14 protein-coding genes are annotated in these 21,471 nt (G+C 55.8%); 10 read left to right on the top strand and 4 right to left on the bottom strand.

The genetic code is table 11. From position 1 onward, the window contains the following. The first annotated feature begins 159 nt into the window (after positions 1-159). From treS to AC6IZD_RS08875, 3 genes are all read left to right on the top strand, one after another. Positions 160-3,492: a maltose alpha-D-glucosyltransferase gene (gene treS, locus AC6IZD_RS08885; protein WP_497787335.1), complete on the top strand. Its 3,333-nt coding sequence runs from the start codon at positions 160-162 to the stop codon at positions 3,490-3,492. Between the two features lie 244 nt (positions 3,493-3,736). Next, positions 3,737-4,615 (top strand): flagellar motor stator protein MotA, encoded by an 879-nt coding sequence (gene motA, locus AC6IZD_RS08880; RefSeq protein WP_497787334.1) that lies wholly within the window; start codon positions 3,737-3,739, stop codon positions 4,613-4,615. 3 nt (positions 4,616-4,618) lie between these two features. Then, positions 4,619-5,398: a flagellar motor protein MotB gene (locus AC6IZD_RS08875; protein WP_497787333.1), complete on the top strand. Its 780-nt coding sequence runs from the start codon at positions 4,619-4,621 to the stop codon at positions 5,396-5,398. Between the two features lie 99 nt (positions 5,399-5,497). Here AC6IZD_RS08875 and AC6IZD_RS08870 read toward each other — a convergent pair whose 3' ends face one another. Next, positions 5,498-7,009, bottom strand: a complete 1,512-nt coding sequence (locus tag AC6IZD_RS08870; protein ID WP_497787332.1) for a fumarate hydratase — start codon at positions 7,007-7,009, stop codon at positions 5,498-5,500. A gap of 95 nt (positions 7,010-7,104) precedes the next feature. Next, positions 7,105-8,619: an acyl-CoA synthetase gene (locus AC6IZD_RS08865; RefSeq protein WP_497787331.1), complete on the bottom strand. Its 1,515-nt coding sequence runs from the start codon at positions 8,617-8,619 to the stop codon at positions 7,105-7,107. A 147-nt stretch (positions 8,620-8,766) separates the two neighbouring features. Between AC6IZD_RS08865 and AC6IZD_RS08860 the strand changes: the two genes are divergently transcribed. Further along, a complete protein-coding gene (locus AC6IZD_RS08860) occupies positions 8,767-10,332 on the top strand; it encodes a carboxylesterase/lipase family protein (protein ID WP_497787330.1) in 1,566 nt (521 codons plus the stop codon). Between the two features lie 183 nt (positions 10,333-10,515). Here the strand turns inward: AC6IZD_RS08860 and AC6IZD_RS08855 are convergent, their stop codons facing one another. Both AC6IZD_RS08855 and AC6IZD_RS08850 read right to left on the bottom strand, forming a co-directional pair. Then, positions 10,516-10,788 carry a hypothetical protein gene (locus AC6IZD_RS08855; protein WP_497787329.1) on the bottom strand — a complete coding sequence of 91 codons (273 nt, stop codon included), beginning with the start codon at positions 10,786-10,788 and terminating at the stop codon, positions 10,516-10,518. 155 nt (positions 10,789-10,943) lie between these two features. Then, positions 10,944-12,365: a sodium:solute symporter family protein gene (locus AC6IZD_RS08850; RefSeq protein ID WP_497787328.1), complete on the bottom strand. Its 1,422-nt coding sequence runs from the start codon at positions 12,363-12,365 to the stop codon at positions 10,944-10,946. A gap of 240 nt (positions 12,366-12,605) precedes the next feature. On the opposite strand from AC6IZD_RS08850, the gene AC6IZD_RS08845 reads away from it, so the two are divergent. From AC6IZD_RS08845 to AC6IZD_RS08820, 6 genes are all read left to right on the top strand, one after another. Next, on the top strand, positions 12,606-14,702 hold the full coding sequence (locus AC6IZD_RS08845) for a sigma 54-interacting transcriptional regulator (protein ID WP_497787327.1): 2,097 nt from the start codon (positions 12,606-12,608) through the stop codon (positions 14,700-14,702). 176 nt (positions 14,703-14,878) lie between these two features. Next, positions 14,879-15,193 carry a hypothetical protein gene (locus AC6IZD_RS08840; protein ID WP_497787326.1) on the top strand — a complete coding sequence of 105 codons (315 nt, stop codon included), beginning with the start codon at positions 14,879-14,881 and terminating at the stop codon, positions 15,191-15,193. Beyond that, positions 15,186-15,617, top strand: a complete 432-nt coding sequence (locus AC6IZD_RS08835) for a hypothetical protein (protein ID WP_497787325.1) — start codon at positions 15,186-15,188, stop codon at positions 15,615-15,617. Before AC6IZD_RS08840 ends, AC6IZD_RS08835 begins: the two co-directional genes overlap by 8 nt. 154 nt (positions 15,618-15,771) lie before the next feature. After that, positions 15,772-16,899 carry an efflux RND transporter periplasmic adaptor subunit gene (locus AC6IZD_RS08830; RefSeq protein ID WP_497787324.1) on the top strand — a complete coding sequence of 376 codons (1,128 nt, stop codon included), beginning with the start codon at positions 15,772-15,774 and terminating at the stop codon, positions 16,897-16,899. Positions 16,900-16,908: 9 nt separating this feature from the next. Next, positions 16,909-19,971, top strand: coding sequence for an efflux RND transporter permease subunit (locus tag AC6IZD_RS08825; RefSeq protein ID WP_497787323.1), 3,063 nt, complete (start codon positions 16,909-16,911; stop codon positions 19,969-19,971). Next, entirely contained in the window at positions 19,968-21,377 is a 1,410-nt protein-coding gene (locus AC6IZD_RS08820; RefSeq protein ID WP_497787322.1) for an efflux transporter outer membrane subunit, read from the top strand. Before AC6IZD_RS08825 ends, AC6IZD_RS08820 begins: the two co-directional genes overlap by 4 nt. Positions 21,378-21,471: the final 94 nt, after the last annotated feature.

Below are 21,471 nucleotides of genomic sequence, written 5' to 3'. Positions count from 1 at the left end.
GGCGTGTTCATCCAAGAGGCATCGCGTGCATTCGGTGCCGAGTTCCGGTTGCAGTGTACCTGAGTCGCGCGTTGGCCCAACTGGAACAACCGGCTGGGCTTTTTGCTGAAACGGCTCGTCAGAAGCCGATCAACGGCGTGAAAGGAATTCTGCTCAGACATGGCATCGCGCTCAGATCCTACCTGGTACAAAGACGCAATCATCTACGAAACACACGTTAGAGCCTTCTATGACAGCGTGACCGACGGGATAGGCGACTTCGGCGGACTGACCCAAAAACTGGATTACCTCGATGATCTCGGTGTTACGGCACTGTGGCTTTTGCCGTTTTGCCCATCGCCCCTACGCGACGACGGATATGACATTTCGAATTACAACGATGTAAACCCGCAATATGGCAGCTTGCGGGACTTCCATCGCTTTTTGAAGGAGGCACATAAGCGCGGCATACGTGTGATCACGGAGTTGGTTCTGAATCACACGAGTGATCAACACGAGTGGTTCCAGCGATCCCGCCGAGCTCCGAAGGGAAGCCGCTGGAGGAACTTTTATGTGTGGAGCGACACCCCAGAGAAGTACGCAGAGGCGCGAATCATTTTCAAGGACTTTGAGGCTTCGAACTGGACATGGGATCCGGTCGCGAAGTCGTACTACTGGCATCGGTTCTACTCTCATCAACCGGACTTGAACTGGGACAATTCGGAAGTTAAGCAGGCGATGCTCGCCGCCATCGATTTCTGGTTTGACATAGGCGTGGATGGGTTGCGATTGGACGCCGTGCCATACCTGTTCGAACGGGAGGGCACGAACTGCGAAAACCTTCCTGAGACTCATGCAGCGTTGCGTGAAGTACGCGCGCATGTGGAAGAGCGATATCAGGACAAGATGCTGTTGGCGGAAGCTAATCAGTGGCCCGAAGACTCCGTGGAGTATTTCGGCAATGGCGACGAATGCCACATGGCATTCAACTTCCCGGTGATGCCCCGAATGTTCATGTCGCTGCAGATGGAAGATCGGCATCCGCTGACCGACATCATGAAACTGACCCCGGCGATTCCTCCCAATTGCCAGTGGGCATTATTCCTGCGTAATCACGACGAACTGACTCTGGAGATGGTGACGGATGAAGAGCGCGACTACATGTATCGCACTTATGCGCACGATCGCCAGATGAGAATCAATCTCGGTATTCGGCGCCGATTGGCTCCTTTGCTCGAGAATGATCGGCGAAAGATCGAGCTGATGAATGCGCTGTTATTCTCGCTGCCAGGCACACCGATTTTGTATTACGGCGACGAGATCGGAATGGGGGACAACGTCTATCTTGGCGATCGGAATGGCGTGCGCACTCCGATGCAGTGGAGCGCAGACCGCAATGCCGGGTTTTCGCGAGCGAATCCGCAGCGACTGTATCTGCCTGTAAACATCGACCCGGAATATCACTACGAGGCGGTGAATGTTGAAACCCAGCAGCGCAATCCGCACTCGCTGCTTTGGTGGATGAAGCGATGCATAGCGCAGCGAAAGCAGTTCAAAGCATTTGGGCGTGGATCGCTTGAGTTTCTATATCCTTCGAACCGCAAGGTGCTGGCATTCTTTCGACAGTTTGAGGATGAGCGCCTGTTGGTTGTGGCTAACTTGTCGCGCTTTAGCCAGGGAGTAGAACTGGATCTAAGCAAGTACCAAGGAGTAGTTCCTCTTGAGATGTTTGGCGTAAGCCGATTCCCGGCAGTTACAGAGCAGCCTTACTTTTTATCTCTGGCCCCATACTCGTTCTACTGGTTCAAGCTGCTTCCGAAAGAGGCAGGAGATGAACTGGTTGTTGCAGGCGAAAGCGATGGGAGAGTCGCAACGCTGGCTCTGGATTCGGTTGCGGACGTGTGGAATGAAGCGACGCTAGAGAGGATTTCTCGGGTACTTCCTCGCGTTCTGCGCAAACGACGCTGGTTCTTGGGGCGCCATAAGGCAATCACGCAGGTGTCGGTAGAAGAGATGGTTCCGCTACGGCGAACTGACATCGTGATCCTGCTGATTAAGGTGGAGTACCGCGACGGAGAAGATGACAGGTATGTAATTCCGATTGCGATCGCTTCGGGAGAAATGGCTCAGAAGATATTGCATGACCACTCTGAAGCGGTGTTGGCAAAGCTGGAGTTTGCAGATCAGAGCTCTGCTGTGTTGTATAGCGCGCTGCTTGAGCGAAGCTTCAGCGATGCGCTATTGACCGCGGTGTTGAAGCGCAGCAAGTTCAAAGGAATGCACGGTGAAGTGGTGGCTGGACATACGAAGGCATTCCGCGAGGCGTGGTCGCATGTACGCTCGAACCGGGAGCCGCAAGTCCTCTCTGTGGAGTCGCCAAACACATTTGTGAATCTCGGAGAGGACTTCATCCTGAAGATTTACCGCGAGGTCGAAGAGGGTATCAATCCGGATCGCGAAGTTGAAGAGTTTCTAACAGACAAGACAAGCTTTTCGCACATGCCTCGAGCGCTGGGGTGGCTGGATTATTGCCAGCGTACAGATGACGAGGAGCGGTGGACCACGTTGGGGTTATTGACTAGCTATGTGCGTAATGCAACGCTGGGATGGCAATATGCGATTGACCATCTGAGCCTGTATTTCGAACGTGCGCTTGCAGTCAACGAAGAGGATTCGAGAGCAAAAGGCCTTGTGGACGAGAGTCCTCTAACGCTGGGGCAGCAGACGCTTCCTCCTCTTGCAGGCGACCTGCTCGGGAGCTTCGATAACATGGTGCATCTGTTGGGAATCCGTACGGCAGAAATGCATGCAGCTTTGAGCAGTCGTCCAGAGATACAGGACTTTTCTCCCGAGCCGTTTACGGATTTCTATCGCCATGGGCTCTATCACGGGATGCTCGGGTTGATGGGAAGGTCGTTGGAGAGCCTCAGGTCGCGACTGAACGCTTTGCCTGAAAACTCGCGAGAAGGAGCAGAACAGCTCTTAGGAAGCGAGGCCGAGATCAGGAAAGGATTGCTTCCACTGAGGGATCAGAGAATCTCGGGAGCGAGGATCCGAATTCACGGGGACTATCAGCTCGGAAACCTGCTATTCACGGGCAACGATGTGATCATACGCAATTTCGACGGTCCGGCGGGGAGGCCGCTCAGTGAAAGGCGGATCAAGCGTTCGGCTCTCCGCGACGTGGCGAGCATTATTCGGTCGCTTCATTACGCGGCTCATGCCGTCTCGTTTGGATATGTGCCTGGAATTGTGAAGGGGCGCGATCAGGAGTCTCGCATCGATCGATGGGCGGAACGCTGGCACAACTGGGTTACAGGAATGTTTCTTCAGGGTTATCTGCAGACCTCGAAGGGAGTGGACTTTCTGCCAAAGACAGATCACGAGAAGCAAGTCTTGCTGAGAGCACACCTGATCGAGAAAGCCCTGCTGGAGATTTCATATGAACTGGAGTACAGACCTGATTGGGTCGGGCTTCCGGTGCATGGATTGCTAAGTTTGCTGAAATGGTGATCGACCGCGACTGAACGTTGAACCTAGAAGGCCTGCCAAGTCGGCAGGCCTTTTTGTTGCGCTCAGTTGTCGCAGGATGACGTCGGCTGACTCAAGCTATTTGCGTGCTTGCCGATATGGCTCTCAGGAGTGGTGTACGTTCCCGAGAGTGCAGAGTGAATTGCTTCTCTTTGCGAGGTGAAGCAAGGGCTTGAGGTGACTGGAGCAGGAGATCGAAAACGCTATGAATAGGGAAGAGTAGTCGATGTTCATCATCATTGGCATTGTGTTTGTGTTTGGCTCAATCATCGGCGGATTTCTATTGGAGCACGGAAATCTGAAGGTGTTGATGCAGCCAGCGGAACTGCTGATCATTGGGGGCGCGGCAGCGGGAACTATCCTGATTGCTAATCCGCTGCACGTGATGAAGAAGATCGCTGCTGGCGTTGTCGGAACCCTGAAAGGCTCACCGTTCAACCAGGCGTACTACGTTACGACGCTGAAGATGTGTTACGAACTTCTGAACAAGGCGAGGAAGGATGGGCTGCTTGCGATTGAGGCGGACATTGAGGAGCCAGAGAAGAGCCCAGTGTTCTCGAAATATCCCGACTTTCTGAAAGAGCATCATGCACGTGATTTTCTCTGCGACACGTTGCGAATGGCGGTGACGGGCGGCATCGACCCGTTTGATCTCGACCAAATGATGGATCTGGATATGGAGGTTTCGCATAAAGACCAGAACGCTCCAGTCGCGGCTCTGAGCACCGTGGCTGATTCGTTACCGGGGTTGGGGATCGTTGCCGCTGTGCTGGGGGTAGTGGTGACAATGGGGGCATTGGGTGGTCCACCCGAAGAGATTGGACACAAGGTGGCGTCGGCGCTAGTGGGAACGTTTCTCGGAATTCTGCTGTGTTACGGGGTGGTGGGGCCTGTGGCCGCAAACATGGCGAAGATTGCAGAAGAAGAGCATGCGTACGAATACGTGCTGCGCGTCGTGCTGATTGCGTTCATCAAGGGTGCGGCACCGATACAGGCATTGGAGTTTGGTAGAAGAGCGATTCCGGGAAACGTGAGGCCGAGCTTCAATGAGATGGAGAAGTCGTGCAAAGGGGGCGGGGCTGCGACCGCGACTGCTGGAGCATAGTAGATGCCGAATACGCCGATCATCATCAAGAAAGTAGCGGGACATGGCGGGCATCACGGTGGCGCATGGAAGGTCGCTTACGCGGATTTCGTAACGGCGCTGATGGCGCTGTTTATCGTGCTGTGGCTCATGAATTCGAGCAAGCAGGTTCAACAGGCGGTTGGAGGATACTTCAAGGACCCGTCAGGAACGGCAAAGCAGGCGGGCAGTTCAATGCAGGGCTCAGGGCAGAATCTGGAGCTGAAGAAAGATGATATGAAGAAGATCAAAGAGGCACTGGAAGCCCAGATAAAGTCGCTGCCCGATTTCGAAAAGCTCAAAAAGCATATCGACATGACGATCACGCGGGAAGGGTTGCGGATCGAGTTGACCGAGGATGAGAACGGAACGTTTTTCGAATTGGGCAGCCCGGCTCCGACACGGAATGGAAGGGAACTGCTGGTTGCGCTGGCGGAGGAGCTTGGCAAGCTGCCTAATCACATTTCGGTCGAGGGGCATACGGATTCACGCCCTTATTCCGGCGGCTTGAGCGGGTACAGCAACTGGGAACTTTCGGTGGACAGGGCGAATGCGGCGCGAAGAATTATGCAGGGCTCGGGCCTGACTGCGAGGCAGATTTCACAGGTTCGAGGATTTGCCGACCAGAGGCCGCGCGTGGTGGAAAATCGAGAGGATGCGTCAAATCGCAGGATTTCGGTGATTGTGGAGTACCTGAACAGTCCGGGGGCGGAGAAGTCGAGCGCGGGAAGTGCGGAGGAAGCGGTGGGGAATCAGTCGCGATAACTTCAGCGACATTGTAGAAGCGATTGACTACTGCGACAGATGGTTAGCACGAACAAAACGGCGGAGACGGTGAGCTCCGCCGTTGTTATTTTGGGTTGACTACCCGATCACCTGAAGTTCGGCGATCTTCTCTTTCCACTCGCGCGGGCCGGTTTCGTGAACTGCCGTGCCCTTGGAATCCACTGCTACGGTTACTGGCATGTCCTGCACTTCGAACTCGTAGATGGCTTCCATGCCGAGGTCAGCGAAGGCCAAAACTTTGGACCTCTTGATGGCCTTGGCGACCAGGTAAGCTGCGCCTCCGACTGCCATCAGGTACACCGCCTTGTTGTCCTTGATCGCCTCGATGGCTGCGGGACCACGCTCAGCCTTGCCGACCATTCCAAGCAATCCGGTCTGCTCAAGCATCTGGCGGGTGAACTTATCCATGCGGGTCGAAGTTGTGGGGCCTGCGGGTCCGACGACTTCGTCACGAACAGGATCGACGGGACCAACGTAGTAGATGAAGCGGTTGGTGAAGTCGACCGGCAGCTTTTCGCCGCGATTCAGCATGTCGGTCAGTCGCTTGTGGGCTGCATCGCGTCCGGTGAGAAGCTTTCCGTTAAGCAGGATGACTTCGCCGGGCTTCCACGACTGCACGTCCTCACGCGTGACGGTGTTCAAATCGACGCGGCGGGCTGAGGCAGGGCTGTAGGTGAGTTCCGGCCAGTCCTTGAGGGATGGCGGTTCGAGCGCAACCGGTCCGCTACCATCCAGTGTGAAGTGCGCATGGCGTGTGGCAGCGCAGTTGGGGATCATCGCCACGGGCAGGTTGGCGGCGTGGGTGGGGTAGTCCTTCACCTTGACGTCGAGAACTGTGGTGAGGCCGCCGAGTCCCTGTGCGCCTATGCCGAGCGCGTTGATCTTGTCATAGAGTTCAAGACGGAGTTCTTCAGCGCGATTCTTTGCGCCGCGGGCCTTGAGGTCCTGAATATCAATGGGCTCCATGAGCGCTTCTTTGGCCAAGAGCATGGCCTTTTCGGCCGTGCCGCCAATTCCGAGGCCGATGATTCCAGGAGGGCACCAACCAGCGCCCATTGTAGGAACGGTTTTGAGCACCCATTCGACGATTGAATCGGAGGGATTGAGCATCGCAAACTTGGATTTTGCTTCGGACCCGCCGCCCTTGGCCGCAACGATGACGTCGATCTTGTCGCCGGGCACGATGGAAACATTCACCACGGCCGGAGTGTTGTCCTTGGTGTTCTTGCGGGCTCCGGCGGGATCCGCGAGCACAGAGGCGCGGAGCTTGTTCTCCGGCAGCGTGTAGGCGCGGCGTACGCCTTCGTTGACCATTTCTTCAAGCGACAGGGTGCCTTGAATGTGGACATCCATGCCAACTTTCAGGAAAACGGTAACGATGCCGGTATCCTGGCAGATAGGGCGATGACCCTCGGCGCACATGCGCGAGTTAATGAGAAGCTGCGCGATTGCATCCTTTGCCGCGGGAGCCTGCTCGCGCTCGTAAGCCGCGGTGAGGCTGCGGATGAAATCCACCGGATGATAGTAGGAGATAAATTGGAGCGCGTCAGCCACGCTCTGAACGAGATGTTCTTGCTGGATAATTGTCATTATGGCGTTCCTTGTTAAGGACTGTTTCCATTATCAAGGGAAACAGCTGGATCGTAAACTTTGGCCCTGCACGTCGTACATCTATCCTTCCGAAGTCAGGAATGTTGCTCCTGCGTTTCAAATAGCTTTGCCACAGCCGGCTTCGTCACCTTGCCCATGGCATTGCGCGGCAGTTCCGACAAAATCAGGATACGCGTCGGCGCTTTATAGCCCGCAAGTCGTTCTTTCGCCCATGATCTAAGGACGTCAAGAGTGAGCGAGGCTCCGTCGCGAAGTACGATGGCCGCCGCAATGCGCTCGCCCCACTCTGAATCAGGGATGCCAACCACTGCGCAATCAGTTATCGATGGGTGCTGGCGGAGAACTTCTTCGACCTCCAAGGCGGAGATTTTGTGTCCTCCGGACTTAAGGATGTCTACGTTTGTTCGACCGAGGATGCGATAGACCCCGTTTTCCACGACGGCGGTGTCCCCGGTGCGGAACCATCCGTGGCGAAAAACTGCGCGAGTGGCGTCGGGCTTGTTCCAATACTCCTTGAATACGCTTGGGCCTTTGATCTCGATCTCTCCCGGAGTGCCCGAGGGAACTTGTTGTCCGGATTCGTCTACGAGTCGGACCTCGACGCTCGGCAGGGGCGTGCCTACACTGCCAGGAACCCGAGTCCCCTGCAGTGGGTTGGAGAGAGCCATGCCAATCTCGGTCATGCCGTAGCGCTCAAGTAGTGTGTGTCCGCTAATCTCCCGCCAGCGCTCGAGCGTGGCTACTGGCAGAGCGGCTGATCCGGAAACCATGAGGCGAAGTTTGCGACAGCTTGCAGTGAACGAGGATTTGAGGTCGTCAGGTGCAGCGTCCCAAGCAGAAATTAGCTTTGAGTATATGGTGGGCACGGCCATGAAAAGCGTCAGGGAGCCGGATGCTATCTGCTGCATCACGGCAGGGGCATCGAAGCGGGGAAGCATTTCGCATGTGGCTCCCGACCACAGCGCGCAGCTCACGACATTGATGATTCCGTGCACGTGATGGAGTGGGAGGCAGAGCAGAATGCCGTCGCTGGATTTCCATTCCCAAGCTTGAACGAGCGATGTGATCTGGGCGGCGATGTTTTCGTGTGTTGTGACTACGCCCTTGGGTCGGCTGGTTGTGCCACTGGTATACAGAATCATTGCTGCACGATCCGGTTCGACACAAGGGAGCGGTAAGGGGAGCGACCGAAGAGCCTCGTCCACGGGGCACGCGTGGATTCCTTTTTCTCTGGCGAAAGAGGAGAGCAGTTCGGCGGATTGCGTGTCGAAGACCACGGTGTCAGGGCGGGAGTCTTCGATTAGGTACTCGAGCTCTGGCAGCGGTGAACCCAGCGGCAAGGGAACGGCAATTCCTCCTGCTCGCCAGATTCCCCATAAGGCAGCAACCCACGAATAACTCGGAATAACGAGGAACGCGACTCGCTGCTCGCGGAGGTCCTCGCGTCCGCGAAGCAATGCAGAAGCAACGCGGCCCGAGTGGTCGAGCAAATCGGCATACGAGTGTGGGCCTTGCGTGTCGATGATGGCTGTGTGCTGGCGGAAGCCTTCGGCGCGGGTCACGGTGGGAATGGAGTTTGAGGTGGTCATGGGCGTCACTCGCTGGTCAGCAAGGAATTGTATCCCTTTGTAAATCGATGGTTGCTGGTTGCGGAGCAGACACTTAAATTGTTCATGTCTGGAAATTGCGGGGCTGATGTCGCGTAAATCAATCGGTCCCGCACGGGAAGGGAATCAATGAGGAAGTTGGTGGTGATCGGGGTGGTGCTGTTCGTTGCCGCAGGATGTGTGGCGGCAAGTTCGAACGCATTGAGGGATGCGGTCAAGACCAGTTATGGCACGGTGGTTGGAGTCGCCAACAGTGACAGCACTGTGCTGAGGTTCAAGGGCATCCCTTATGCGGACCCTCCGATTGCGGCGAAGCGATGGCGCGCTCCGCAGCCGCCCGCGGCGTGGAAGGGCGTGTTCAGAGCCGATCATTTCGGACCTTCGTGCATGCAGGGACCTAATACAGAATTCGGACCCTATACGAAAGAGTTCTTGTATATGACGCCGGTCAGTGAGGATTGCTTATACCTGAACGTATGGACTCCGGCTGCAGGCAAGACGGATAAATTGCCGGTTCTCGTCTTCATTCATGGCGGCGCATTTCGTGCGGGATCAGGTGATGTTCCGATCTATGATGGCGAGCAACTGGCGAAGACGGGCATGGTAGTTGTGACCATTAATTACCGCCTGGGTGTGTTTGGGTTTCTGGCACATCCGGATTTGACATCTGAATCCGAACATCACAGCTCGGGCAACTATGGTCTGCTCGATCAAATTGCTGCCCTGAAGTGGGTACAGGAAAACATCGCAGCGTTTGGAGGAGACCCGTCACGCGTGGCCATTGCTGGTCAGTCTGCAGGCGCGAAGAGTGTTTGGGATTTGTTGGCGACGCCGCTGAGTCGCGGTCTGTTCCATGCTGCCATCGCGGACAGTGGAATTAATGGGCGCGGCGCAGTGAAAACGCTAAGCGAAGCTGAAGCCGCTGGCGTTAGCTTCGCGGAGAGTAAGAAAGCTACTTCGATACAGATGTTACGTGGAGTGCCAGCGAAGGAACTTCTGGCGGGAGAGGCGACGTCAGGTCCGATCATTGACGGATGGGTGCTGCCTGACAACGCGACGGTGCTCACTACTGAGCCGGGGAAAGATAATGATGTGCCCGTGATTACTGGGTTTCAGGAGCGCGATTCGGATATGTCAGCGCTGCGGCTCGCAACTGTGTCGGAGTACCAGAAGCATGCTCATGTCAGATATGGATCAATGGCCGAGGAGTTCTTGAAGCTCTATCCAGCGCGCACCGACGATGATGTGAAGCACGCAGATGCGGCAAGCGGGCAGGACCGTTTGAAAGCAGGAATGTATGGGTGGGCAAGCAGTAGAACGAAGACTCACAAAAGCGCGGTGTATGTGTACTATTTTGACCGCGCTATCCCATGGCCTGAACATCCTGAGTTTGGAGCGTTCCACACTGGGGAAATACCGTATGCTTTCGGCAATTTGCGGACGCTCGACCGTTCTTGGCAGCTGGTGGACTTCGAAATCTCGCGAATGATGATGACGTACTGGAAGAACATGGCCTCAAAAGGCGATCCGAATGGGGACTCGGTGCCGAGGTGGAGCCCCGTCGATCAAGCAAGCCCTGCTGTAATGCGGCTTGGAGCGAAATGTGAGTCTATTCCGCCGACTGATGCTGCAAAACTTGATTTCTGGCTAAGATACTTCTCATCCGCAGATAGCGCTAAGAGTCCCTCCTACTAATAGCTGAATCCGCCGCTACCGCTCCTTCTCAGGAGTGGTGGCGGACGACGTCAGGATTCTTTGCGCCTACCTCATGCTCTAGATCGCTGCGCGAAGACGGCAACGCGATAGATCACAGATGCGGCATCAGTTTTGGGCCGAAGGGCTTCAGCAAGTCGCGGGGTAAGTGAAGCAGCTCAGGACTTATAGGTCCGGGGTTTTGGCTCTGTGTTCACGTTGCCATTTATGCATCCGGTTGATGTGAACGCGCACAGTTACGGCCATGTCACGGAGGTTCTGCCGCTCCGGAGAATCCAGCGGCAACGTTGAAGCCATTGCCTCGCACATTGCTACGTACGCTTCCAACGCCACTGGAGCGAAGATGTCCTGGCCACGGAACATCATGACGGGCTCGTCTTCGGGAATCTTTCCTGTGGGGTCTTGAATATGGTCGTAGTCTGCACGTGCGTGTTTCATTATTTCTCCTTTATTTGTGTTGCCCGTTTTCTCCATTTTCGCAGAAGGGCGTCGGTATTGATCTCGATAAAACGATGTCCCATTTTGCGGCGCTCGAAGATCGCTTTGTTCAAACCACCTCAGAGGCTCCAGGCTATCGATGGGTATCCATTCGTTTACGTCTCAGAGTCGGGGCCGAGTTCGCGACTCAGCGCAGTGGATGAGTTCCTTGGAGAAAGGGCGCTCAGAACGGCGAGTGCTAGAAAACTTACGGCGAGTCCAGGATAAAGCGGATCGACTCCCTTTGGGACCACGATATGCCAGAGAAGAGCTGTTAGCGGCCCCAGGCATGCTGCGGCCATTCCTGCTTTCTGGCTAACATATTGCGGGAGGAACAAGGACCCAAGCAGAGGGAACAACACCGAACAACCACGCAGACTCATGGAGAGGAAACTCCAGTCCAAGATCAACGTGCTGGAATTGCCGGTGACGAACCACAGCGGGACCACCGATATGAGCAAGAGTGCTACGCGCTGCACCTTCAAGATTTCTATTTCGCAGGCGGCGGGCCGCAGATGCTGCTTGTAAATGTCCACTGCAAACATCGTTGACATTCCAAGTGCCAACCCAGCGGAGCAGCCCACTATTGTGACGAGCAGAGTGGAAATGACAATGCCCGAGAGCATCGGAGGAAGCAATTTCAATGCAAACGCAGGCATTGCTTCAGCGGATTGGGTCGCGGGGAATTGAGCTTTCATGCAAAGCCCAACAAGCACAGCGCCGAGCCCGATCAGTGGGGTGAGCAGGGCCGATATCAGAGCTCCGCTTCTCGCGGCTTTCAGATTCTTGGCTGACACCACGGCTTGGAAATAGGTTTGGGTTGAGAGGACACCGAGCAGCATGGAGAAACCTGCAGCGCCGTCCACCGCATAACCGCGCCCAAAAAGCGAAAACCATGGATAGGCAGGAAAAGTATTAGTCAGCCCAGAGATGCCGCCCAGTTTGTGCCAGGCTACAACGCCACAGCACAACAGCGATACATAGACAAGAACGACCTTGAGGATTCCGCCAAGACCTGTGCCCCACACGCCTCCGAACATGACGTACACGAGCATCAACACAGTTCCAAGGACCGCCGAAATCAATGGACGTGTGTGGAGCACGGAACTGCACAAGGCGACAAAAGCAAGGCTGTTCCCTATGAAGCTGAAGAAAATTCCAAGCGACGTAAAGATCGCTACAATCGGGCGAACCTGATGGCCGTAGCTTCGTGCCAACAACTCCGGCACCGTAGTCGTTCCGCTTTCATACAGTCGACTTCCCAAGCCTGACGCCAACACCACAAATCCTATGCCAGCCCCTAAACACCACCACCACGCCGAGAGTCCATAACGGAAGGCTACCTGGGCCGTGCCGATGGTTGACGCCCCGCCTACCATCGTGCCCATCAAACTGCCAGCGACCAGCGTGGCGGTTGCCTGGCGGCCTCCGACAGAAAAATCGAGGGCCGACTTCACCTTACCCGCGGCATATACCCCAACAGCCGTGATCGATAAGAAAACGAAACCAATTCCGATTAAGTATGAGTATTGGAGCACGTTGGCTCTCGTCTGGAAGCTCGCAATTTAGTTACAGGTGTGCAAGCTTCCAGATCATTGTAGCTGCACCGTAAAGCACCGACGCAACACTCATTTTTGCATGGAGTTGTAGCGCACATCCACAGTGAGCGACAAGCAATTTTTCTTCAGCACACCCCTTGTGTGTTTTTCGAATCCGAACACCGCTTTGTAGAATCTGTTACGTCTAAGGCCAAATTCGGGAGCTTGGCAACCAACTCTATGCTGAATTCTGTTGCAGTGCAGGCATTGTCTGAGTCGTCGATCCAGCGTTACGAAGCGTTGCTGCGGGCCTCCAGCGCTGTGGCTGCGTGTCGCGATGGCAAAATCGTCATTCAGCGATTTGCCGAGGAGCTAAGGAAGTTCGTCGAGTTCGACTACGTCATGATCAAGGTATTGGACGACCGTTCCGGTGAGCTTCGATGGAGGGCGTTCCAGGCCTTCGGAAGCAATAAGAACCTCGAATTCCCAGAGTTCATGCCGTACGAGTCCCCGAGCGACTGTGCCTATGAGACGCAGCAGCCTGTTGTGGTGCCCGACTGGCAGACGGATGATCGGTATCCACGTCTGCGAGAGTTTCTGCTGGGAATTGATATCCGCTCCTCATGCATCCTTCCACTGTCGACTGTGCAGAGAAAGGTTGGAGTGTTGGCAGTTGGGCTCTCGGCCCCCAATTCATACAGCGAGGATGAGGTTCGCTTTCTTGGACTTGTAGCAGAGCACATCGCGTTGGCCGTTGACAGCGCTCTCAGTTTTGAGCAAATGAATCGGGCGCGTGCCGAGCTTGAAGTCAAGAAAGATCGGCTGCAGCTCGTGCTCGATCTGACAAATCGATTGGTATCGAATCTTGAGCTGCATGATCTTCTGCTCGAGGTGTCCGGTACGGTTCGACGCGTGATGAGCTGTGATGCCGCTGGTGTTGCGCTGCCGGATGGGGAGGGCGCGTACATGCGGTTTTACGCCCTCGACTTCCCGGAAGGGAAGGGATTTCTCACGCCTGAGACAAAGATTTCGCTGGAACAATCGCCACTAGGCATCGCGTACAGGACTGGCGAGATTCAACTTCGCGGCAGGTCTGAAATCGAGCGTGATTGCCCCGAGGCCTGTTCGAATCCCGCACTGCGGGAGGGACTGCACTCCGGCTGTTTCCTTCCACTTATGAGCCGTGGCCGTGCGCTTGGCGTTATGGCGTTGTCGCGTTTTGCCGATCATAGCTTTACCAGAGACGAGATCGATTTCCTGCAACAGATTGCGAGGCAGATCGCCATTGCGGTTGAGAACGCACTTGCGTACGGCGAAATCGCTGACTTGAAAGAGAAACTGGCGCAGGAGAAGCTGTACTTGGAAGACGAGATTCGAGGTGAGTTCGACTTTGAAGGCATCGTCGGACAGAGCTCCGGGCTGAAACATGTCCTGCACCTTGTCGATACTGTGGCGCCCAGCGACTCCACCGTCCTTCTGCTCGGAGAAACCGGTACTGGCAAAGAAGTACTGGCGCGCGCCATTCATGACCGCAGCCGGCGCAAAGAGCGCACCTTTGTAAAGCTGAACTGCGCTGCCATTCCCACAGGATTGTTGGAGAGCGAACTCTTTGGCCATGAGAAGGGAGCATTCACGGGGGCGGTGTCTCAGAAGTTGGGCCGACTGGAGTTAGCAGATCGTGGAACTATCTTCCTCGATGAGGTGGGTGACATTCCGATCGAACTGCAACCAAAACTGTTGCGCGCTTTGCAGGAGCGCGAGTTCGAGCGACTCGGAAGTAATCACACGAAGCATGTGGATGTTCGCCTTATCGCTGCGACAAATCGGGACTTGGGGGCGATGATCGACGAGCGACAATTCCGTGCGGATCTCTACTATCGGTTGAATGTGTTCCCGATCCGTATTCCTCCTTTGCGCGAGCGGCCCGAGGACATTCCATTGCTGGTTCGGTACTTTGCGCAAAAGTACGCGCGCCGTATGGAGAAGCAGATTGACGCAATCTCTTCCTCTGCATTGAGGCGCTTGAGTGAATGGCACTGGCCAGGGAACATCCGCGAGTTGGAGAACTTCGTCGAGCGTGCCGTTATTCTCTCTCGCGGACACTCGCTTGATTTCCCGTTGAGTGAGTTGAAGATTGAGACTGCGACCAGAATCTTTATGGGCGCACCGGATCTGGATGTGGATTCGAATGATCGAGACGAGATATTGCGAGCGCTGAAAGAGTCTGGAGGTCGAGTCGGTGGCTCGAAGGGAGCCGCGGCCAGGCTTGGACTCAAACGCACGACATTGATCTCCCGCATGAAGAAGCTCAGAATCTCTGCCGACGAGAGAGTGTAGAGGCTATCGACACTTTCTCGACACCTTCGACACTTCGACAATACATCGACACTTCTAAAATCAACTTCACACTAAAGCACACCTCACAGAAACCCCACACAAATCTGGCATTTTGGACGGACGCGGCGTTCGTTTCGCGTTTGGTAACGCTCATGCATTAAGTAGCGGCGTTAGCCATGTTGAAGATCACAGCAACACGCGTTCGACAGCAAACAACACTCGTACTCGAAGGCAAGCTGATTGCCCCTTGGGTGTCTGAGCTGGAGAAGGCATGGACCGATGCCACTCGCTGCGGGGGCGATGGTGTCGTAGTGGACTTGAAGGACGTCACCATCATCAGCGAACAAGGGGAGGACCTCCTCCACCGGATGATGGCCGAAGGCACAGAGTTCAACTGCTGCCGCGGCGTCTTAACGAAACACCTTGTCGAACGCTTAATACGGAGCTTCGGCTCTAACAGGAAAAGCAAGGGTGCAAAGAAGGATGAATAGAAGAGGTCGGAACTACATGGTGCCGAGCAGGATCCAAATCGAGTACACGAGCACGGACGAGTTTTGCGCGATTTTCAAACAGGAAATGGGATCGCTGTATCTGCTCGCACTCATGCTGACGGGGAGTCACTCGCTCGCGGAGCAGTGTTTCACTGAGGCGCTCGGGGACTGCCTCAACGCGACGACCGTCTTTCGCCCCTGGGCCGAATCGTGGAGTCGGCTCGCAGTGATTGATAGGGCCATCAAAGCGGCGCAGCCGATCGCGTCGCTGGGGGGGAAGGCGGAGACGCCCGATCGGCCGAACAACGTACAGGATCTGCCGATTGAACTCGCAGTGGTGCTACAGCTAAACACCTTCCATCGATTTGTGTACGTGCTTTCAGTGTTGGACCGCTACAGCGTGCGCGACTGCGGAATTCTTTGAAATGTGGCCCACGAGAAGTGGAGACGGCGAAGCAGCGCGCAATTTCATTTGTCCAGGCGAACAGTCCGGACGTGCCCTCCAGAATGCAAGCAAACACTGTGGCGATATCTGCCTAAGTGCAACGATAAGACTGATTGGTGAAGAGAGAACCGTAATGGTGAAGCGAGTTGTTCTAACAGTCGTGATTGCGCTGCTGTTGGTCGGTGGACTCGGCGCGTTGAAGTTTCAACAGATTCAGGCGGCGGTGGCGAAGGCTGCCAGCATGACACCGCCCCCAGCCGCAGTGACGACCGTGATTGCGCAGCAGGAGGATTGGCCGTCATCGTTCCGAGCGGTCGGCTCAGTTGTGGCCGTTCAAGGTGTCACGGTTAGCGCAGACCTACCGGGCATCATCGACAAGATCTCGTTCGAGTCCGGACGGCAGGTTCGCGCGGGTGAGGTGCTCGTGGAACTCGATACGAGGCAGGAGAAGGCGCAACTCGCAGCTGCCGAGGCGCAGAGAGATCTTGCACTGCTGAACTATAAGCGCACGAAAGCCCTTGTGGAAGCCGGAGCAGTACCGCGAGCCGATTATGATCGCGCGGCTGCAGAGAAGGATTCGACTGAAGCAAAGGTGGGAGAGATCCGCGCAACAATCGCTCGCAAGACGATTCACGCTCCCTTCTCTGGCGTGCTGGGAATTCGCCAGGTCAATCTCGGCCAATACCTCGCAGCGGGAAATCCTATTGTTCCGCTTCAGTCGCTTGACCCGATCTATGTCCATTTTGGAGTGCCGCAGCAGGAAGCAATAGAGGTGAAAGTCGGACAGCGGGTCCGTGTCACTGCGAGCGAACTCAGCGGTGTCGTGACTGAAGGGCGCATCACGGCGATCGACTCGGTGGTCGACGAAGGTACGCGAAACGTTCGCGTACAAGCCACCTTGTCGAATTCGAAAGGCAAGCTCCATCCAGGCATGTTTGTCGATGCTGAGCTGCGGACGGGAGGAGGAAAGACGTTCATCTCTCTCCCAGCGTCTGCGGTGAGCTATGCCCCGTTCGGCGATTCCGTGTATATCGTGAGCCAGATGAAGGACGAGAAGGGAAAGGTGTACATGGGCGTGCGCCAGCAGTTCGTGAAGGTCGATCGCAGGCGAGGAGATCAGGTAGCGATCGTCTCAGGAGTCAATCCTGGAGATGAGGTTGTGACCTCAGGCACGTTCAAGCTGCGCAACGGGGCGCCCGTTAACGTGCAAAACAAGGTTCAGCCCTCCAACAGCCCCGCGCCCAAGCCGGAAGACAGCTAAGGAATAGTCATGAAGTTTACCGATATCTTCATCAAGCGGCCCGTCCTTGCGATTGTCGTGAGTCTCGTAATCCTGATCGCGGGACTGCAGTCGATCCGATCGCTCAGTGTGCGTCAGTATCCGAGAAGCGATATCGCCGTGGTCACGGTGACCACTACGTATGTAGGGGCGAATTCGGATCTTGTGCGTGGGTTCATTACGACTCCGCTCGAGCGCGTGATCGCGAGCGCCGACGGAATCGACTACATGGAATCGACGAGCGCTCAAGGTGTCAGCACGATTACCGTGCACTTGAAGCTCAACTATGACACGAATGCAGCGCTAACGCAGATTCAGGCGAAGGTTGCACAGGTGCGTAATGATCTGCCGCCAGAGGCTGAGGCGCCAGTGATCGAGGTGGAAAATGCCGATACGCAGTTCGCGGCGATTTACATCGGGTTTTCGTCGAAGGATCTCGACCAGAACCAGATCACGGATTACCTCACCCGTGTCGTGCAGCCGAAGCTGAGCGCGATCAGCGGTGTGCAACGAGCGGACATTCTTGGAAATCGCACGTTTGCCATGCGAATCTGGCTGAAGCCGGACAAGATGACAGCCCTCGGCATTTCACCGACTGCAGTGCAGGAGGCGCTGGCACGAAATAACTATCTCTCCGCGCTCGGTCGCACGAAGGGTTCCATGGTGTCGGTAAACCTGGTTGCAAATACCGACTTGCGCTCGCCGGAAGAGTTTCGCCAGATGGTGGTGAAGCAGGGGAATGGGAGCATTGTTCGTCTTGGCGATATCGCTGATGTCGTGCTCGGAGCGGAGAACTATGACGAGGACGTTCGATTTAACGGTGAGACGGCGACCTTCATGGGAGTTTGGGTGCTTCCGACGGCGAACTCGCTGGACGTAATTCATCGCGTCCGAGAGGCGCTACCCGATATCAAAGCACAGCTACCTGCTGGTATCAACGTTGGGGTCCCATATGACTCGACGGAATACATACAGGATGCCATCAACGAGGTTCTGCACACGCTCACCGAAACACTGATCATCGTGGTGATCGTGATTTTCCTGTTCCTCGGTTCGATACGGTCGGTGTTGATTCCCGTCGTTGCGATTCCGATCTCGCTCGTGGGTGCTGTGTTCCTGATGTTGGTTGCCGGGTTCACGATCAACCTGCTCACACTGCTTGCGATCGTGCTCGCGGTCGGTCTGGTGGTCGATGACGCAATCGTGGTTGTCGAAAACATCGAGCGCCATCTGCACTCCGGCAAGGCTCCGTTCAGGGCCGCAATTGATGCGGCACGCGAACTGGTAGGGCCGATTATCGCAATGACTATCACGCTGGCCGCGGTCTATACGCCGGTGGGCATTCAAGGTGGACTGACCGGAGCGCTGTTCCGTGAGTTTGCATTCACGCTTGCCGGAGCGGTTGCAGTTTCGGGTGTTGTGGCTCTTGTGCTCACTCCAATGATGGGCGCGAAGTTGCTTCGCAAGGGCGATACCGAGCGCGGATTTGCTGGGTGGGTAAACCGTCGCTTTGATCGGCTCCGCGACGCCTACAGTCGCACTTTGGCCAAGACGTTGCGTAATCGTCCTGTCGTCTTGACGGTGTGGGCAGTGGTCGTGCTGTTGGCGGTTCCGTTCTACATGTTTTCAATGAAGGAACTTGCCCCAGCCGAGGACCAGGGTGTGGTGTTTGGAATTATTCAGGCATCTGCGAACTCGACGCTTGACCAGACGAACCTCTACACGCGGCAGGTGTACGACATTTACCGCTCTCTTCCGGAGACGGGGAGCACTTTCCAGATTACGAACCCGAACGGCGGTTTCGGTGGCATGGTGACGAAGCCGTGGAGCCAGCGTACGAAGAGCGCACAACAGTTGATGATGTCAACGATGGGGCCCTTGTCACAGGTTCCCGGCATCCGAGTAATTCCGACGACGCCACCACCGCTTCCTGGAGGTGGTGATTTCCCAGTCGATTTTGTGATCGCGTCGCCTGCGGAACCAAAGCAGTTGGTCGAGCTCGCAAACAGGCTTGTGCAGAAAGCAATGCAGAGCGGGCTGTTCATCTATGCCGATGCCGACGTGAAATTTGATCAGCCGCAGACAGAAGTTGTGTTTGACCGCGATCGGGTGCGCTCTCAAGGTGTCGATTTGAGCCAGGCTGGGCGTGATCTCTCGACCCTGCTTGGCGGTGACTACGTGAATCGCTTCAGCATTGAGGGACGAAGCTACAAGGTCATTCCGCAGGTGAAGCGTACCGAGCGACTCACGCCGGATCAACTGTCGCAGATCTACGTTACAGGATCGCAGGGCAAACTTGTTCCTTTGTCGACGTTCGCTACGCTGAAGACCACTACGGAACCACGCGATCTTCGAAAGTTTCAGCAATTGAACGCGGTTCGTATTCAAGGCGTGATTCCGCCAAACGTCACTCTGGATCAGGCATTGCGACTGCTGGAGACCGAAGCACAGAAAGATCTGCCAAAGGGATTCACGCTGGACTATGCCGGACAGTCACGACAGCTGCGAGTGGAGGGCAGCAAGTTTCTGGGGACCTTCCTGCTATCCGGCGTCTTGATTTATCTCGTTCTGGCGGCCCAATTCGAGAGCTTCCGTGATCCATTCATCATTCTGGTGGGATCCGTGCCTCTGGCAATCTCAGGTGCACTGGTGTTCTCGTTCCTGGGGTTCACGACTCTGAACATCTATAGCCAAGTCGGACTGATCACACTCGTCGGTCTGATTTCGAAGAACGGGATTTTGATCGTGCAGTTCGCAAACGAACTACAGCAGGCGGGAAGGAGCAAGCTGGATGCAGTACTCGAGGCAGCGGCGACACGACTCCGTCCAATCCTGATGACCACAGCCGCTACCGTAGTAGGGCACTTCCCGTTGATCCTGGCGAGAGGGCCTGGAGCAGGAGCTCGAAACAGCATTGGCATCATGCTGGTCAGCGGAATGATCATTGGCACCGCCTTCACACTGTTCGTGGTTCCGTCGATCTATGTCGTTGTAGCGAAGAGCCATGCAGCGGAAAGCTTGGAGCAGGATGTAGTTCAGGAGATCGCAGCATGAAGCTGGGCAGGATGAAAGCACAAGTCGTGCTGGCGGTTGCGACGTCACTCGTCATGGTTGGTTGCGCCGTCGGTCCGAAATATCAAAGGCCCGCAGTGTCTCCGCCCGCGGCGTTTCGAGGAAACACATCGCCCACGGCTGTCTCGGTTGGAGACCTGAAGCGGTTCGACGTCTTCAAGGATCAGCAGTTACAGCAACTCCTAAGCGCCGCAGTGAAGTACAACTACGATGTGCGCGAAGCCGCAGCACGAGTCGAAGAAGCGCGTGCCGCGTTGGGAGTGACCCGTGCCGATCAGTTCCCGACCATTGCGGGAAGCGCTGGCATAACGACCGAGCGAGCGTCGGCGAATGGCAGCTTTGCAATACCAGAGAATCTCAACTCCTCGCGTACATATGGAAGCGTCGGACTGAGCCTTCTATCGTATGAAGTCGATCTCTGGGGACGGCTGCGAAATGCCACGGCTGCGGCGCGTGCAGAACTGCTCGCGTCTGATGAGAATCGAAGGACAGTGGTCACTTCCGTCGTTAGCGATGTGGCTGCTACTTACTATCAGTTAGTAGAACTCGACGCTGAGTTGGAAATCGCAAAGCGAACGCTGGCCAGTCGCGAAGACTCGCTGAGGCTGATTCGGAGCCGAGAACAGACGGGCATGGCCTCGACACTCGAGGTTCGGCAAGGCGAGCAACTGGTGCAGGTGGCTGCGCAAGCGATTCCCGCGATCGAGCAGGGCATTGCTCAGGCAGAGAATCGCCTCAGCTTCCTGATTGGGCAACAACCAGGGACCGTGCAGCGTACAAGGTTACTGGATCAATGGCATGTACCCGAGGTGCCAGCCGGACTGCCTTCGGCTCTGCTTGAGCGTCGTCCAGACATCCGCTCGGCAGAACAGAACCTCATAGCATCCAACGCGATGATCGGCGTGGCTCGCGCAGCATATTTCCCGACCATCAGCCTCACCGGAGTATTCGGGTTCCAGAGCAATCAACTAAGCAGCCTATTTGATGGACCTAATAAGGCGTGGCAGTTCGCTCCGCAGATCACCCAACCGATCTTCACTGGGGGACGGCTTAAGTCAAACGTACAAATCGCGGAGGCCCGCCGCAAAGTAGCTGTAGTGCAGTATGAACGTTCTATCCAGAGCGCATTCCGTGAGGTGTCGGACTCACTTGTCCAGTATCAGAAAGTGCGCGACATTCGAGGACGACAGGAACAGCTAGTTGCGACTTTGCAGGATCGATCCAGGCTGTCGTATGTGCGATACCGAGGAGGTGTGGACACGCTTCTTGACGCGCTGGACGCCGACCGTGATCTGTTCGACGCGGAGTTGCGCTTAGCACAACTCCGGCGGAACGAACTTGTGGCGATTGTGCAGCTCTATCGCGCTCTCGGTGGAGGGTGGCAATAACACTGGTCCACAATGTTCGCGTTCTCACCGATCTTCATTTCAGAAAGAACTGGCGCTGAGAATGGTCGCGCAGCGCCAGTTCATCAATGTGTCA

Source organism: Koromonas humicola (assembly GCF_059726255.1).
This window is presented reverse-complemented; position numbering and strand designations above follow the sequence as displayed.

Excerpts from the sequence above, each read along its gene's own strand:
- AC6IZD_RS08860 (WP_497787330.1), top strand. The coding sequence starts at position 8,767 with ATGAGGAAGTTGGTGGTGATCGGGGTGGTGCTGTTCGTTGCCGCAGGA.
- treS (WP_497787335.1), top strand. The coding sequence starts at position 160 with ATGGCATCGCGCTCAGATCCTACCTGGTACAAAGACGCAATCATCTAC.
- AC6IZD_RS08845 (WP_497787327.1), top strand. The coding sequence starts at position 12,606 with ATGCTGAATTCTGTTGCAGTGCAGGCATTGTCTGAGTCGTCGATCCAG.
- AC6IZD_RS08835 (WP_497787325.1), top strand. The coding sequence starts at position 15,186 with ATGAATAGAAGAGGTCGGAACTACATGGTGCCGAGCAGGATCCAAATC.
- AC6IZD_RS08865 (WP_497787331.1), bottom strand. The coding sequence starts at position 8,619 with ATGACCACCTCAAACTCCATTCCCACCGTGACCCGCGCCGAAGGCTTC.
- motA (WP_497787334.1), top strand. The coding sequence starts at position 3,737 with ATGTTCATCATCATTGGCATTGTGTTTGTGTTTGGCTCAATCATCGGC.
- AC6IZD_RS08825 (WP_497787323.1), top strand. The coding sequence starts at position 16,909 with ATGAAGTTTACCGATATCTTCATCAAGCGGCCCGTCCTTGCGATTGTC.
- AC6IZD_RS08870 (WP_497787332.1), bottom strand. The coding sequence starts at position 7,009 with ATGACAATTATCCAGCAAGAACATCTCGTTCAGAGCGTGGCTGACGCG.
- AC6IZD_RS08830 (WP_497787324.1), top strand. The coding sequence starts at position 15,772 with ATGGTGAAGCGAGTTGTTCTAACAGTCGTGATTGCGCTGCTGTTGGTC.
- AC6IZD_RS08875 (WP_497787333.1), top strand. The coding sequence starts at position 4,619 with ATGCCGAATACGCCGATCATCATCAAGAAAGTAGCGGGACATGGCGGG.
- AC6IZD_RS08820 (WP_497787322.1), top strand. The coding sequence starts at position 19,968 with ATGAAGCTGGGCAGGATGAAAGCACAAGTCGTGCTGGCGGTTGCGACG.
- AC6IZD_RS08855 (WP_497787329.1), bottom strand. The coding sequence starts at position 10,788 with ATGAAACACGCACGTGCAGACTACGACCATATTCAAGACCCCACAGGA.
- AC6IZD_RS08840 (WP_497787326.1), top strand. The coding sequence starts at position 14,879 with ATGTTGAAGATCACAGCAACACGCGTTCGACAGCAAACAACACTCGTA.